14 protein-coding genes, 1 tRNA gene and 2 pseudogenes are annotated in these 13,417 nt (G+C 60.3%); 12 read left to right on the top strand and 5 right to left on the bottom strand.

The annotated features are described in order from the left end of the window. Position 1 precedes the first annotated feature (1 nt). Positions 2 to 841, top strand: a complete 840-nt coding sequence (locus ACE10X_RS30965; protein ID WP_375763318.1) for a phosphodiesterase — start codon at positions 2 to 4, stop codon at positions 839 to 841. 218 nt (positions 842 to 1,059) lie between these two features. Here ACE10X_RS30965 and ACE10X_RS30960 read toward each other — a convergent pair whose 3' ends face one another. Beyond that, positions 1,060 to 1,212, bottom strand: coding sequence for a hypothetical protein (locus tag ACE10X_RS30960; protein WP_375763317.1), 153 nt, complete (start codon positions 1,210 to 1,212; stop codon positions 1,060 to 1,062). On the opposite strand from ACE10X_RS30960, the gene ACE10X_RS30955 reads away from it, so the two are divergent. Together ACE10X_RS30955 and ACE10X_RS30950 are read left to right on the top strand one after the other, a co-directional pair. Continuing rightward, complete coding sequence (locus ACE10X_RS30955; RefSeq protein ID WP_375763316.1) at positions 1,202 to 1,873, top strand: Crp/Fnr family transcriptional regulator; 672 nt, start codon at positions 1,202 to 1,204, stop codon at positions 1,871 to 1,873. The two genes, ACE10X_RS30960 and ACE10X_RS30955, sit on opposite strands and share 11 nt — an antisense overlap. A 120-nt stretch (positions 1,874 to 1,993) precedes the next feature. Beyond that, positions 1,994 to 2,275, top strand: a complete 282-nt coding sequence (locus ACE10X_RS30950; protein WP_375763315.1) for a hypothetical protein — start codon at positions 1,994 to 1,996, stop codon at positions 2,273 to 2,275. A gap of 64 nt (positions 2,276 to 2,339) precedes the next feature. Here the strand turns inward: ACE10X_RS30950 and ACE10X_RS30945 are convergent, their stop codons facing one another. Continuing rightward, entirely contained in the window at positions 2,340 to 3,434 is a 1,095-nt protein-coding gene (locus tag ACE10X_RS30945) for an amidohydrolase family protein (RefSeq protein ID WP_375763314.1), read from the bottom strand. Positions 3,435 to 4,275: 841 nt separating this feature from the next. On the opposite strand from ACE10X_RS30945, the gene ACE10X_RS30940 reads away from it, so the two are divergent. Then, positions 4,276 to 4,479: a hypothetical protein gene (locus tag ACE10X_RS30940; RefSeq protein WP_016843872.1), complete on the top strand. Its 204-nt coding sequence runs from the start codon at positions 4,276 to 4,278 to the stop codon at positions 4,477 to 4,479. Positions 4,480 to 4,554: 75 nt separating this feature from the next. After that, positions 4,555 to 4,637: transfer RNA gene (locus ACE10X_RS30935), tRNA-OTHER, on the top strand. On the opposite strand, the pseudogene ACE10X_RS30930 reads toward ACE10X_RS30935, so the two are convergent. Beyond that, positions 4,638 to 4,790: pseudogene (locus ACE10X_RS30930) on the bottom strand (transposase); the annotation flags it as partial. A gap of 162 nt (positions 4,791 to 4,952) precedes the next feature. Between ACE10X_RS30930 and ACE10X_RS30925 the strand changes: the two are divergent. Continuing rightward, positions 4,953 to 5,963, top strand: coding sequence for a PAS domain S-box protein (locus ACE10X_RS30925; RefSeq protein ID WP_085970550.1), 1,011 nt, complete (start codon positions 4,953 to 4,955; stop codon positions 5,961 to 5,963). 123 nt (positions 5,964 to 6,086) lie between these two features. Here ACE10X_RS30925 and ACE10X_RS30920 read toward each other — a convergent pair. Then, positions 6,087 to 7,026, bottom strand: a protein-coding gene (locus ACE10X_RS30920; RefSeq protein WP_375763313.1) for an IS630 family transposase whose coding sequence is annotated in 2 segments (ribosomal slippage) — positions 6,087 to 6,689 and positions 6,691 to 7,026 — 939 coding nt in all. Because the reading frame shifts where the segments join, the coding sequence is not laid out codon by codon here. Positions 7,027 to 7,138: 112 nt separating this feature from the next. Here ACE10X_RS30920 and ACE10X_RS30915 point away from each other — a divergent pair. Then, positions 7,139 to 8,229: pseudogene (locus ACE10X_RS30915) on the top strand (transposase). 123 nt (positions 8,230 to 8,352) lie between these two features. On the opposite strand, the gene ACE10X_RS30910 reads toward ACE10X_RS30915, so the two are convergent. Continuing rightward, on the bottom strand, positions 8,353 to 9,450 hold the full coding sequence (locus tag ACE10X_RS30910) for a trypsin-like peptidase domain-containing protein (RefSeq protein ID WP_038383529.1): 1,098 nt from the start codon (positions 9,448 to 9,450) through the stop codon (positions 8,353 to 8,355). A gap of 237 nt (positions 9,451 to 9,687) precedes the next feature. Here ACE10X_RS30910 and ACE10X_RS30905 point away from each other — a divergent pair, with 237 nt between their 5' ends. The 5 genes from ACE10X_RS30905 (at position 9,688) to ACE10X_RS30885 (ending at position 13,369) form a co-directional block, all read left to right on the top strand. Continuing rightward, positions 9,688 to 10,002 (top strand): co-chaperone GroES, encoded by a 315-nt coding sequence (locus ACE10X_RS30905; protein ID WP_209910569.1) that lies wholly within the window; start codon positions 9,688 to 9,690, stop codon positions 10,000 to 10,002. A gap of 43 nt (positions 10,003 to 10,045) precedes the next feature. Continuing rightward, on the top strand, positions 10,046 to 11,668 hold the full coding sequence (gene groL / locus ACE10X_RS30900; protein WP_209910572.1) for a chaperonin GroEL: 1,623 nt from the start codon (positions 10,046 to 10,048) through the stop codon (positions 11,666 to 11,668). A 201-nt stretch (positions 11,669 to 11,869) separates the two neighbouring features. Continuing rightward, positions 11,870 to 12,196 (top strand): hypothetical protein, encoded by a 327-nt coding sequence (locus tag ACE10X_RS30895; RefSeq protein ID WP_026193071.1) that lies wholly within the window; start codon positions 11,870 to 11,872, stop codon positions 12,194 to 12,196. A 326-nt stretch (positions 12,197 to 12,522) separates the two neighbouring features. Then, positions 12,523 to 12,978 carry an Hsp20 family protein gene (locus ACE10X_RS30890; RefSeq protein WP_038383542.1) on the top strand — a complete coding sequence of 152 codons (456 nt, stop codon included), beginning with the start codon at positions 12,523 to 12,525 and terminating at the stop codon, positions 12,976 to 12,978. 70 nt (positions 12,979 to 13,048) lie between these two features. Further along, positions 13,049 to 13,369 (top strand): hypothetical protein, encoded by a 321-nt coding sequence (locus ACE10X_RS30885; protein WP_038383545.1) that lies wholly within the window; start codon positions 13,049 to 13,051, stop codon positions 13,367 to 13,369. The last annotated feature ends 48 nt before the right edge of the window (positions 13,370 to 13,417 follow it).

Raw genomic sequence — 13,417 nt, 5'->3', positions numbered from 1 at the left:
GATGCCGTCGAAACCGGTCCTCATCGCCCAGATTTCCGACCTCCACATCAAGCCTCCGGGAGCGTTGGCCTATGGCCGGGTCGATACCGCGAAGGCGCTTGAACGCTGCGTGGCCGCGCTCAGCGCATTCGAGCCGGCGCCCGATTTCGTCGTCATCTCGGGCGACCTTGTCGATACGCCCTCGGTCGAGGAATACGACTATCTCAAGCGACTGCTCGCGCCGCTGCGCGTTCCGTTTGCCGGAATTCCCGGCAATCACGATTCGCGTGCGTGGATGCGTGCCGCCTTTCCTGCCGCACCCTATGCTCACGCGACAGGCCCGCTCGACCAGCGGATCGAGGTGAATGGCCTCGATCTGCTGCTGCTTGATTCAAGCGTTGCCGGGAAGCCTCATGGCATGCTCGAACCGTCGACGCTGCAATGGCTGGACGCGACGCTGGCGGCAGCAGTCGACCGGCCCGCGCTGCTTTTCCTGCATCATCCGCCGTTCAAGGGCGGCATCTGGCACATGGACCGCCAGGACCTTTTCAACGCCGCAGAGCTGGCAGCAATCGTCAGGCGCCATCCGCGGGTGCGTTTGATCGGCTGCGGGCATGTCCATCGTGCCATGTTGACCTCCCTCGCCGGGATTCCTGTGACATTGTGCCCCGCGCCGAACCATGCGGTCGACCTGGACCTCGGACAGCTCCGCGAACCATCGTTCAAGGTGGAACCGCCGGCATTTCACTTGCACACGTGGTTTCCGGGACCGGATTTTGGACACTTGGTCACGCACCAAGTCCCGATCGGTCAGTTTGACGGGCCGCATCCGTTCTTTGGGCCAGACGGCAAGCTGCTGTGAGCTGGCCGCGTTGACCCCTCGTACAGACGGGATCCTGCTAGGCGAGATCGTCGCGGATGGGCCGGGCATGTCAGATCAAGGGCAGCGCGCAGCTGCAATTGAGCGTTGCATCGACGCAGATTTATTCCAAATTGTACCTTGGACGCCTTCTATCCCGTTGCGCTGGCTCGGACCTTTGTTGCTGTAGGGCCCCGGGGGGGCTATACTTCTGTCTGCTTTCATTGATCGATGGTATTGTCGGCGTCCGCTGTGCTGGCGGGCCGATTGAACGCAACACAATCAGTCTGGATCACGATGACCGGAGCGCCGCCCATAGAACGAACTTCCGGCGCGCCGTTGTTTTCGAACAACAAGCTGTCGGTGTTGCGCAAGCACCCCTATTTCGCCGATCTCGAGCCCGAGGCATTCGATCAGCTCTGCCGCTACGCCAAGCACACCACGCTGAAGCGGGGCACGACGATCTTTTCCAAGGGCGATCCAGGCACCAGCCTGATTGCGGTGATCTCGGGAACGGTCAAGATCAGCATCTCGTCGCCGGATGGTCGCAACGCGATTTTGAACCTGATCGAGGCCGGCGAGATATTCGGCGAGATCGCGCTGCTCGACGGCTTGTCGCGGACGGCCGATGCCACTGCAAACACCAATTGCGAGCTGTTCGTCATTGACCGGCGCGAGTTCATTCCGTTCGTGCGCAGCCAGCCGACGCTTGCGATGAAGTTCATCGAGCTGCTTTGCGAAAGACTGCGCCGGACCAGCGATCAGGTCGAGCAGGTCATCCTGCAGAACCTGCCCGGCCGTCTGGCCAGCGCGCTGCTGCGCCTCAGCGACAAGCACAAGCCGCAGGGACGCACCATCTCGATCACCCAGCAGGAGATCAGCGAGATGGTCGGGATGACGCGCGAGAGCATCAACAAGCAGCTCCGGGCGTGGGCGATACGCGGTTGGGTCAGGCTCGAGCATGGCGCGATCGTCGTGCTGAAGCGCGAGACCCTCCAGGAGCTGGTCGACGCCGGGGCGAACGACAGCGAGTAGTCGCGCCGGCTGCCCGGTCGGTCGCGCATGTCACGAAACGGTGAGCTGAACAAGGCCTGTGAAGCCATTCACATCGGCCTTGCGTGCGCTGCGGTAAGTGACGCGTCGGGGGAGCACAATATGGAGGAATCCATGCACAGCTCTTTCGACCAGCGACGGCAGGATCCACAGCACAATTACCAGAGCTTCAGCATCAAGCTTGTCGCGCTGCCGGTGCTTGTCGTCGTTGCGCTGATCGGGATGCTGGTCAGTCATCCGGCGGCGGTCAGATGGATATCGGACGCGACGCAAGCGGAGTTCGTCGGAACCGACGCCGTCTACACTGATCCGATACCCAATATCGCGCAGGTGGCACCAACGGTGCGGCCGGGCAGCGAGATCCGGACGGTGAACGCCTACTGATCGTTGATGCCGTCGTTGCGCGGCAAGGCGCGACGACAGCCGCTTGTCCAGCAGCAAGCCGTCCTCACGCGGCTACTCCAAGCAGCTTTGCTGCGGTCCTTCCGAGAATATTGGCCTTGTCATCGTCGCTTAGCGACGACGAGGCGACGATGTGGTCGACCGGTGCCAGTTGCCATGGATAGGGATAGTCGCTTCCCAGCACGATCTGGCCGGCGCCGACCTGGGCGGCGAGGTGCCTGATCGCCTCCGGCGTGAAGATCAGAGAGTCGAAATAAATCTGCTTGAGATACTCCGCCGGCGCCTTCTGAAGCTTGATCTCCGGATTGCATCCCTTGGGTCCAACCAGACAGGCATGGTCCGAACGGTCCGCGTACGAGCCGAGATAACCGCCGCCATGTGCAGCGATGATTTTCAGTCCCGGGAAGCGATCGAGCGTGCCCTCGAAGATCAAATGGGAGAGCGCGATCGTGGTCTCGAGCGGATTGCCGATCGTGTTGCCAAGCCACCCATTGCCGGAGAGCCGCTTGTTGAGCTCGGGCACGCCCTGCGGATGGATGAACAGGGGAACGCCGAGTTCCTCGGCCTTGGCCCATACCGGATGAAACCTCGGATTTGAGAATTCGGTGCCATCGACGACACCGCCGATCGCCGCGCCCTTCAGCCCCTGCTTTTTCACCGCCGTCTCCAGCTCCTGCACCGCAAGGTCCGGTGCCTGCAGCGTCAGCGAGGCGAAAGCCGCGAACCGGTCGGGCTTCGAGGCACAGAGCTCGGCGAGCTCTTCATTCTGGATTTTCACGATCTGCGCGGCAAGGACCCGGTCGCGGTCGTACCAGAACGGATTGATCGAAAGCACCTCCATGTCGACGGCCTGCGCGTCCATCGCGGCCAGCCGCTTGTCGATCTCGACAAAGGCCTCGGAGGCGCCGTTGACCGGCGGCAATTGATATTTTCCGGCGTCCGCGCCGAGCAGCGCGCCCGCCTCGCGGAAATGGCAATGCGAGTGAATGTCGATCGTCTTGACATGTTTGCCGTTGATTGTGACCGGCAATTGCTGGCGCGATTGCTGCGCATTTGCGTTGTGGACGAGCCCGCAGCCGCAGAACACGATGCCTGCCGCCGCCGTTGCTCCCGCTTTCAGGAAATCCCGCCTTGTGGTCATAACGATCGCCTCCCTGGTGTTTTGTTATGGACAGGGAGCCTAGGGATGCTGGCTAGTGCTCGCAAGATCACACGCTGTGCGTGTCGCGCAATGTTGATCTGCTCAGACCGGCTTGATTCCCGCCTTTGCGATGATGCCGCGCCATTTCGGCGCTTCGTCTGCAATTCGCTTGCGCATGCCAATGGGCTGTTTTCGGGCAAGTCGCCGTGTAATGGATAGCATTCAGTCAGATCGGCAATGCGTCACCCTCGCTCGACTTTGATCAGGCCGCGAACACGACAAGCGCCAATATCACGACCGCACCGTACCGTTCAGCATGCAAGCGACGGTATTGATCGCTATCGCCACTTTCGCGAGCGCGTTTCGAGCGGATTGGCGCCGCCAGCAATCTCGCTTTCTGGACCAAAGGCCACCTCGGCCCTCTCGCGATTTCGCGCCGATGCCGGACATCAAAGGCCGGCTGGTGCCCCAAATCGTCAACTCCCCGTCGGGCTGAAACCGCGACAGACCGCCGTCCGTCCCCATCCGCTTGTTCATGATCCACTAACCTCGCGCTTTCACCGCATTCACTAGCTGCCAACGCGGCGTAGATGCCGATCTATTAAGACGAATTTCCTGTTAACGACGAATAGCGGGATTTCCTCAAGAGCCGACGCGATCCAGCGGTGTGCGGCGGAGCCGCGTGATCCGTTGGCGGAACGGAACGGCGATTTCATGCTAGAATGAAAGAAGCGAGGGGAAATAGGGTCTGCTTACGCCGAAGCCAAGCCGACGCTAGCACTGCCTCATCTAAGCAACAGGGAAACGTCCTCGTGAGGAGAAGGGTTCGATGGGAGGGAAAATGGACCGAAACCTTGTGATCCTGAATGTGACTGGTTCGGAGACAATGTTGCGTTCCGACGGACATGCTGCCATTCGACTGGAGACCAAGGAGATGGGCCCCGTCGCCTTCGAGGTGAATCTTCAAGCAATTGCCGCACTTCGTCGCCACTTGGCGCGAGCCGAAATACACATTCTGCAGAGCCAGAATCAGACCAAAAACTGATTATCTTCAGAAGACGTCACTAAACTAAGCTGGCTATCAGATTGCCCCCTGAGGTCCGAGGGCGGGAATCCAATCGGAGGCGCCTGCAAGTCTAGAACGGCGTTGACCGCAGCGGATTCTGATTCCGCCATTCGGAGGTTCGATCCCTCCCGCCTCCCTGGCATGCGAGCGCGCTTCATACGAGATACGTCGCTTGTCCAACTGTCTGGCAGAAAGAGACGTAACGCGACCATCACGGGCACTTCGCCGCGCGCGAGCGTTAAAGACACCAGCGTTTGGCAATTTGCCGTTTTACCGAGAGCCGACGCGTATGTGTACTCATAAACGTTGGCTTGCGGTCATAAAGCGGAAGTCGCCCGGTCTGACCGCCAAGGGCGACTTTTGACCCAGCTTGAAACATCGCACCTCTTTGCGTTTGATGTTATGATTGGGCACCAACGGCGGTGCAGCATCTGAGTTTCGGGGAGCGGCCATTGGGGCCTAAAAACGAGTCGGGATTTCAACTCAAGCCGTTGGCCAGCGAGCGGGCTCTGGAGCGCGCCGAGCGATTGGCCAATCTTCTGGCCTCCATCGTCGAGTCCAGCGACGATGCTATTGTGAGCAAGAATCTAGATGGCATTGTTACGAGTTGGAACAAGGCGGCCGAGCGCATTTTCGGTTACTCGGCCACGGAGGCTATTGGTCAGCCCATTACACTCGTGATTCCGCAAGACCGGCTCAGCGAAGAACGGGAGATTTTAACCCGCATCCGACGAGGTGAGCGCATCGACCATTTCGAGACGGTCCGGCGACGTCGGGATGGTAGCTCAATCATCGTTTCGCTAACTGTTTCTCCTGTCAAAGACGCCCACGGCAACATCGTCGGCGCATCAAAAATTGCTAGAGATATTACCCAGCAGAAGCGAACTCAGGAGCAGATTAGCATTCTGGCTCGCGAGGCGGAGCATCGAAGCAAGAACATCCTTTCTAACGTACAGGCAATTATCAACCTTTCTCAGTCCGACACCTCCGAGGGCCTCAAGGAAGTGATCAGCGGGCGCATCCAAGCGATGGCAAATGTTCACTCGCTGTTTGTTGAAACGCGGTGGATAGGAGCCGAAGTCTCGGCGATCGCCAAGCAGGAGTTTGCCCCTTACCTCGAAGAGAGTCACCAGAAGCGGATTGTGATGGAGGGGCTGCAGACGGTGTTAGAACCCATCGCTGCGCAGGCGATTGCTGTTGTCCTGCATGAGTTAGCAACCAATGCTATCAAGTATGGAGCGCTATCCAACACAAGAGGCCGGATAGAATTGGCCTGGTCGCGCGCCGAGGATGGACAGCTGGTGCTCCGCTGGACCGAACTGGGCGGACCGAGGGTAAAGGCGCCCCAACGCAAGGGATTTGGTAGTCGGCTCATCGAAGGGACGATCAATCCACTTGGCGGGAAGGTGCTCTTTGACTGGCGCGCGGAAGGGCTGGTTTGCGAAATCGCCGTTCCGACGTGAGATGCCAATCGAACTTCGCTGCTCTCGCCGCTACAACTTTTGCTTATGGCCGATTCTGTTGAAAATGGCGGCTGTTGCGACGCAGAGATATCGGTGATTCAGTCTGTCTAAAGCGTGATGGCATTAAGTTCGATAGCCTGAATTTTTGAGGTAGTTGGCACATTCCTCGGAGGTAAAGGCGTCGAGCGCGTGGCCGATAGCGGCGCAGACTGCGTCGACGGTTCGCGCGGCGGCGTTGCGAAGCAGGTGTTTGAGCTTGGCAAAGACCTGTTCAATCGGGTTCAGATCGGGCGAGTATTTTGGCAGGAAGAAGAGCTTGGCGCCGACCGAGCGGATGAGCTGGCGAACTACCTTGCTCCTGTGGCTGCCGAGGTTGTCCAAGATGACGATATCGCCGGGTCGAAGGACGGGCAGCAGAACCTTCTCGACATAGGTGCGAAAGCTCACGCCATCGATCGGCCCTTCGATGAACCATGGCGCATCGATCCGGTCATGGCGGAAGGCCGCCAGGAAGGTCATGGTCTTCCAGCGGCCGTGAGGAACCTTGGCGTGAAGTCTGTGTCCGCGCGGCGCCCATCCCCGCAAGGGCGCCATATCGGTCCTGGTCCAGGTCTCGTCGATGAAGACCAGCCGCTCAGCTTCGACGCGATCTTGATACTTTGTCCACTGGGCTCGTCGCCTCGCGACCTCGGGTCGATCGCGTTCGCCAGCCGCCACGCTTTTTTTTGAAGCTGAGCTTCTCGGCATGGACGAAGTCCCACACCGAGTGGTAATCGACCTTCAGGCCGCGACGGGCGAGCTCGGCAACGAGACCACGTATGGTGAAATCGCCGTCCCTGATCCGCTGCGACAGCCAGACTGCGTGGTCTCCCGAAACCGCCTTCGGCTTGTGACCGCCCATCTGGCCAGGCTCAACGCTGCCGGTCTCATCGACACGCTGCATCCAGCCGATGGCAGTGCTGATCGCCACCCCAAACTGCTTGGCGGCCCGATTGCGGGACATCCCGCCCTCAATCGCGGCTACGACACGGTTACGGAGATCCAGGGAATAAGGCTTGCCCATCCATGCCGGCCTCCTATCCAGCCAGCATGGTGAATCAGAAACACACTGATTTGGGAATCCCAAATCGATTCAACCTAAACCCATCCCGCTTTAGTTGGCAGGACTGAAGATCATGATAGAGCATCGGAAAGTCGAACAGGCCGCGTTGTTCTATGAGTTCTCGCTCGAAAGACATATCCCGACTGATCACTTGCTGCGGTTGATTGACAGGTTTGTCGATCTTGAACAGGTCCGGCGGGACCTGGCGCCTTTCTACAGCAGCATCGGTCGGCCTTCGATCGCTGATCATCCGGATGCTCCTGATCGGTTACTGCTTCGGTATCCGATCGGAGCGGCGCCTGTGCGATCAGGTTCACCTCAATTTGGCCTACCGGTGGTTTTGCCGGCTCGGTCTGGATGGGCGGTGCCAGATCATTCGACATTCTCCAAGAACAGGCATAGGCGCTTCCGGCAGAGCGACCTCTTCCGTCGCGTGTTCGAGAGCGTGCTGCGCCGCTGCATCGAGGAACGACTGGTCGGCGGCGAAGGATTTGCAGTCGATGCGAGCCTAGTCAAGGCCGATGCAAATCGGCAGAAGGCGATCGAAGGCGATAAGGGACTTGGGCAACGACGGCAATCCGGCAGGCGGAGGTATTGACCGCTAAGCGCATGATTGAGCGGTCGCTGGAGCGGTTTGATCTCTATCCGAGCCGGCTCCTCGGCGACAGTGGCTATGGCTCGGCCGAGATGCTCGCCTGGCTGGTCTATGAGCACGGCATCGAGCCGCACGTTACAGTCTTCGACAAGTCGGCCCGCACAGGCGGGATCTTCTCGCGCGACGACTTCACCTACGACCATGCTGGGGACATCTATCGTTGCCCTAGCGGCAAATTTCTTACCACGACGGGAACGTTGGTGAATGATGGTGCCACCATGCTTTACCTCGCCAGCAAGCGCGATTGTGATCGATGCACATTGAAGGCTCGGTGTTGCCCCAAGCAGGCCTCACGGAGAGTGCCGCGCTCGATCTACGAGGGCGCTCGCGACATGGCGCGCCACATCGCGAGATCGTGGGAGGGAGGCACCTCGCGCCGGCTCCGCTTGTTGGCGCACCTCAAGCGCATTCTCAAGCTCGACCGTTTGCGTTTACGAGGTCCAAACGGCGCGCGCGACGAGTTCATCCTCGCAGCCACCGCCCAAAACCTTCGAAAGATGGCCAGTTGATCCCGATGCCCACCCCGAGGCTCGCATAGGGTCGGTAGAGCAGTTCGGCCACGTCGCGACGGAGCTATTACAACGAAATACTGCCAGCCTTTTTCGACGGAATCGGTCATATGCAAACATTCTTCACCCCGGCCCGCGCCCTCTCGGCTTCGGCTCGGCCAACGGTGCGACCTCGACCGTGGCGCTCTCTAGAGTGCGCTCTCGTTCAATAGTCAGCCGAACTTGCTGACCGACCGCGGTCAGCCCGATGAGGTTGCGCATTTGCGTGGCGCTGCGGATCGGGATGTCGTTGGCCTTCAGAATGATGTCGCCGCGGCGAAGGCCCGCGCGCTCTGCGGGCGAGCCGGGACTGACCTCCTTGATACGGGCCCCCTGCGTCACACCCGCAGCGGGCGCCTCGAGATCCTCCAGCGCAACGCCGATGCGGCCACGCTCGACCCGCCCTGTCTGCGCGAGCTGCTCCATCACCTTGCGGGCCATGTTGATGGGTACCGCGAAGCCAATTCCCACATTGCCTCCTCCCGGAGAGATGATCGCCGTGTTGATGCCAACGAGTTCGCCGCGCAGATTGATCAAGCCGCCACCGGAGTTGCCGGGATTGATCGCAGCATCAGTCTGGATGAAGTCTTCATAGCCGTGCTTGCCAAGGCCGGTGCGCCCGAGCGCGCTGACAAGGCCTGACGTGACGGTCTGGCCCAGGCCGAAGGGATTACCCACCGCGATGACGAAGTCGCCGACCTGAAGCTCGTCGCTGTCGCCTAGCGCGATGGCCCTCAGCCCGACTGGCTCCTTGACCTGTAGTAGTGCGATATCGGTCGGCGCATCGCGGCCGACCACGCGACCGGCAAACTTTCGGCCATCCTTGGTTCTGATCTGCACTGCGGTCGCGTTGGCAACAACGTGGTTTGCTGTCAACACATAGCCGCGCTGGGCGTCGACAATCACGCCCGATCCGGCGGCGTTGATTTCCTTCTCCAACTGCTTCGGAACGTCGAAGAACTCCCGAAAAAAGGGATCCTGGTACAGCGGATTGTCCTCACGCACGCGTCCCTGCACCGAGATGTTGACGACGCTCGGCGTCACCTCCTTGACCAACGGCGCAAGGGTTGGCACGCGGCCGATGTTGATGTCTGGAATTTGGGCGAGAACTGGCGGTCCGGAAAGGGTTAACACCAGCGTCGAGCCGAGCCCGAGTCGCGCAAGCCCACGCAAGTATCGCATCGTTTCTCTCCGGCAGCACACCGCGTTTATCGCCCCGTCCTCCGGGGCGGTGGCGGCGATTAACTGGTTGGCTCAAGTCGACTGTTCAAGAGCCTTCAGTGCATCGTTCGGATGAGGCGCCAAAATTTTCGTAGAAGCTCTTGAACGGATTTTGTGCGTTACCTAAGTCGCTTCCGCCCGGGGGCCGGTTCCCGGACCCGGATTTTTGACATCGCTGACCTAATCAGGAGGATGTGCATGCATTTCCGTCCATTGCACGACCGCGTGCTCGCACGCCGCATTGATGCCGAGGAAAAGACTGCTGGCGGCATCATCATTCCCGACACCGCAAAGGAGAATCCGCAGGAGGGTGAAATCGTCGCCGCGGGCCCTGGCGGTCGGAATGAGCAAGGGCAATTGGTGCCCCTCGACGTTGATCCCGGCGACCGCGTGCTTTTCGGTAAGTGGTCCGGCAACGAAGTGAAAATCGACGGCCAGGACTACCTCATCATGAAGGAAAGCGATCTTCTGGGCGTGGTCGACAAGGCCGCCTCGCTCAAGAGGGCCGCCTGAGCAAGCTGGAAGCTGACAGTCATTCGAGAAAGGAGCAGATAATATGGCTGCCAAAGACGTGAAATTCTCAACTGAGGCCCGCGAGCGGATGCTGCGCGGCGTCGATACGCTCGCCAATGCGGTCAAGGTGACGCTTGGTCCCAAGGGACGCAACGTCGTCATCGAGAAATCCTTCGGCGCCCCGCGCATCACCAAGGATGGCGTCACTGTTGCCAAGGAAATCGAGCTCGAAGACAAGTTCGAGAATACGGGTGCACAGATGGTGCGCGAAGTCGCCTCGAAGACAAACGATCTCGCCGGTGACGGCACCACGACGGCGACCGTGCTAGCCCAAGCCATCGTCAAGGAAGGCGCAAAATCGGTCGCCGCCGGCATGAACCCGATGGACCTCAAGCGCGGCATCGATCTAGCGGTCGAAGCCATCGTCAAGGACCTGCAGGCGCATGCCAAGAAGGTCACCTCAAACGAGGAAATCGCGCAGATCGGCACCATTTCCGCCAACGGCGACACCGAGATCGGCCGTTTCCTTGCCGATGCCATGCAGAAGGTCGGCAATGAGGGCGTGATCACCGTCGAGGAAGCCAAGAGCCTCGATTCCGAGCTCGAAGTGGTCGAAGGCATGCAGTTCGATCGCGGTTATGTCTCGCCCTACTTCGTGACCAACGCAGAGAAGATGCGGGTCGAGCTCGAGGATCCCTACATCTTGATCCACGAGAAAAAGCTCTCCGGGCTCCAGACCATGCTGCCGCTGCTGGAGGCGGTGGTGCAGTCGGGCAAGCCACTGCTCATCGTCGCCGAGGACGTCGAGGGCGAAGCACTCGCGACTCTTGTCGTCAATCGGCTGCGCGGTGGCTTGAAAGTGGCAGCCGTCAAGGCGCCCGGGTTCGGCGACCGCCGCAAGGCCATGCTCGAGGACATTGCGATTCTCAGCGGCGGAACGGCGATATCGGAGGATCTCGGAATCAAGCTCGAGAACGTAACCCTCAACATGCTCGGGCGCGCCAAGAAGGTCGTCATCGACAAGGAGAACACGACCATCGTCAACGGCGCAGGCGCCAAGAAGGACATCGAGGCCCGCGTCACCCAAATCAAGGCGCAGATCGAGGAGACCACCTCCGACTACGATCGGGAGAAGCTGCAGGAGCGTTTGGCGAAACTCGCTGGCGGCGTCGCCGTAATCCGCGTCGGCGGTGCCACCGAGGTCGAAGTCAAGGAGAAAAAGGATCGCGTCGACGATGCAATGCACGCAACGCGCGCCGCGGTCGAGGAGGGTATCCTGCCCGGAGGCGGCGTGGCGCTTCTGCGCGCGTTGAAGGCGCTCGATGGTCTCAAAGCTTCTAATGCAGATCAGAAGGCCGGCATCGATATCGTGCGTCGCGCCATCCAGGTTCCTGCCCGGCAGATCGTCCAGAACGCCGGTGAAGACGGCTCGCTCGTCGTCGGCAAGCTGCTCGAGAACGCCGACTACAATTGGGGCTTCAACGCAGCCACGGGAGAGTACCAGGACATGGTCAAAGCGGGCGTGATCGATCCTGCCAAGGTCGTCCGCACCGCGCTGCAGGACGCGGCTTCAGTCGCCGCCTTGCTCATCACGACGGAGGCACTGGTGGCCGACAAGCCGAAGAAGGCGGAGACGGCGCCTGCCGCGCAGTCCATGGACTTCTGATCAACCCTGAGCCCGGCCGGCGACGGCCGGGCTCATCCGATCCACCACGAGAAAGCAACGATAGTACCAAGGAGCTTCAGATGAGGAGGCGCATGCAATCTCCACCACCCAACGGCGGGGCGGCTGTGATGCATTGGCTCATGTTCGCCCTCAGCCTTCCGACCATCGCTTGGATCAGCTTGCCGAAATTAGGAGGATGAGATGACAAGAAATGATACCCTTTCCGCTCGTGCTGAGACTTCAGACCGCCGGGCCCGAATGATGATTGCGGGCGCGTTCGCTTATGCGGCAATGCTGCTCCCGGCGGGTGCCTGGGGCCTGGACGGTCCGTCAAAACAGATCCCCGAGCGCGCGAACCACCTTCTGCCGCTTCCGCCCATCCCCTATCTGGATTCGATGCAGTGGATGAGCTGGAAACCGAGCCCGCCGCTGTTCAAGATGGACACGCTGCTGTTGCCAGACAGCAATGAACCCCATGTCCTTCGTCTTCCGTCCGACCTCGAGGGGACTGCCCCCCGGGTGAGCTAATGCTCCACGCGCGACCCGTCTATGGGTCACGCAGCTTCCCTGGCACGCGAGGACGGCGAACCTGCGCCTCAACCGCGCTGCCGAATTGCGGGCCCGTGCATAACTCGCTTTGGCCCTTGTTAACGAAACGGACGTCAGGTCAGGTTACCGAGGACCAAAGCCCTAAAAAATTTTTGGCCCCCTCTTGAAACCAAAAACGACTTTGCTAATTTTTTTGTCGCCACCGAACGGTGGTTTCCGGGCGCCTCATGGGTCCGGCCGTTGAGACGGGCACCGGTCGTGTCCGGTGCCGCTCGTAACCATCTTGCTCTTTGGAGGATTTGGCTATGCGCACTTATGATTTCTCGCCCCTTTGGCGTTCGACCATTGGCTTCGATCGCCTTTTTGACCTCGCGGAAATGGCCCAGCGGGCCGGCGAGGACAACTATCCGCCCTACAATATCGAACGGCTGTCTGAGGACCGCTACCAGATTTCGTTGGCGGTTGCAGGTTTTGCGCCCAACGAGATCGCGATCACGGCCGAACAGAACGTGATCACCATTGAGGGCAGCAAGTCGGAGAAGGCTGAGCGCGATTTTCTCTACCGCGGCATCTCCACCCGCAGCTTCAAGCGGCAGTTTAACCTGGCGGATTACGTTCAGGTCAAGAGCGCCGCATTCGACAACGGCTTGCTCAAAATTGAGCTGGTCCGGGAAATCCCGGAAGCCATGAAGCCGCGCCGTATCGCAATCAACGGCGTATCGGTCGACAATGTCCAGAAATTGGAAGCCAAGGCAGCCTAAGCAGGCTCCGACCGGCGCCGCGCGAGGCTTCGCGCGGCTGCCGCTCGTCGTCAATGCAAAGGAGGATACCATGCGGCCGACGACCGCTGACGACAACGTGTTTGACTTCAACGCGCTCCTGCATCCCGGCACCGCTTTCGAACATCCCAGGGATGTCGTGTGCCATGCCGGCCTGACGACGGCCGAGAAGCGCGCAATTCTGGCATCCTGGGCGTCCGACGCATCGGCGATAGCATCATGCCCGTCGCTCCGCTCGCCCGCCGGACTGAAGAAGCCCGTATCGATCGACGAAATCCTCGAGGCCCTGTGCGAACTCGACGGCGGACCCCGGAATCCTCCGGGTGGAAAGCCTTGTCGGTTGCGCTCAACCGAACGTGCCTTGGCCGCCTGAGCCGGAAGGGGACGAGTGATGATCAAGGGAAATCTTGAACGCCTGCGT

Origin of the sequence: Bradyrhizobium sp. Pha-3 (assembly GCF_042258325.1) — a bacterium.
Lineage (GTDB): Bacteria > Pseudomonadota > Alphaproteobacteria > Rhizobiales > Xanthobacteraceae > Bradyrhizobium > Bradyrhizobium elkanii.
Note: the sequence above shows the minus strand (reverse complement) of the source record. Positions and strands in the feature narration are given on the sequence as shown.

Excerpts from the sequence above, each read along its gene's own strand:
- ACE10X_RS30910 (WP_038383529.1), bottom strand. The coding sequence starts at position 9,450 with ATGCGATACTTGCGTGGGCTTGCGCGACTCGGGCTCGGCTCGACGCTG.
- ACE10X_RS30895 (WP_026193071.1), top strand. The coding sequence starts at position 11,870 with ATGACAAGAAATGATACCCTTTCCGCTCGTGCTGAGACTTCAGACCGC.
- ACE10X_RS30950 (WP_375763315.1), top strand. The coding sequence starts at position 1,994 with ATGGAGGAATCCATGCACAGCTCTTTCGACCAGCGACGGCAGGATCCA.
- ACE10X_RS30890 (WP_038383542.1), top strand. The coding sequence starts at position 12,523 with ATGCGCACTTATGATTTCTCGCCCCTTTGGCGTTCGACCATTGGCTTC.
- ACE10X_RS30945 (WP_375763314.1), bottom strand. The coding sequence starts at position 3,434 with ATGACCACAAGGCGGGATTTCCTGAAAGCGGGAGCAACGGCGGCGGCA.
- groL (WP_209910572.1), top strand. The coding sequence starts at position 10,046 with ATGGCTGCCAAAGACGTGAAATTCTCAACTGAGGCCCGCGAGCGGATG.
- ACE10X_RS30965 (WP_375763318.1), top strand. The coding sequence starts at position 2 with ATGCCGTCGAAACCGGTCCTCATCGCCCAGATTTCCGACCTCCACATC.
- ACE10X_RS30905 (WP_209910569.1), top strand. The coding sequence starts at position 9,688 with ATGCATTTCCGTCCATTGCACGACCGCGTGCTCGCACGCCGCATTGAT.
- ACE10X_RS30885 (WP_038383545.1), top strand. The coding sequence starts at position 13,049 with ATGCGGCCGACGACCGCTGACGACAACGTGTTTGACTTCAACGCGCTC.
- ACE10X_RS30940 (WP_016843872.1), top strand. The coding sequence starts at position 4,276 with ATGGACCGAAACCTTGTGATCCTGAATGTGACTGGTTCGGAGACAATG.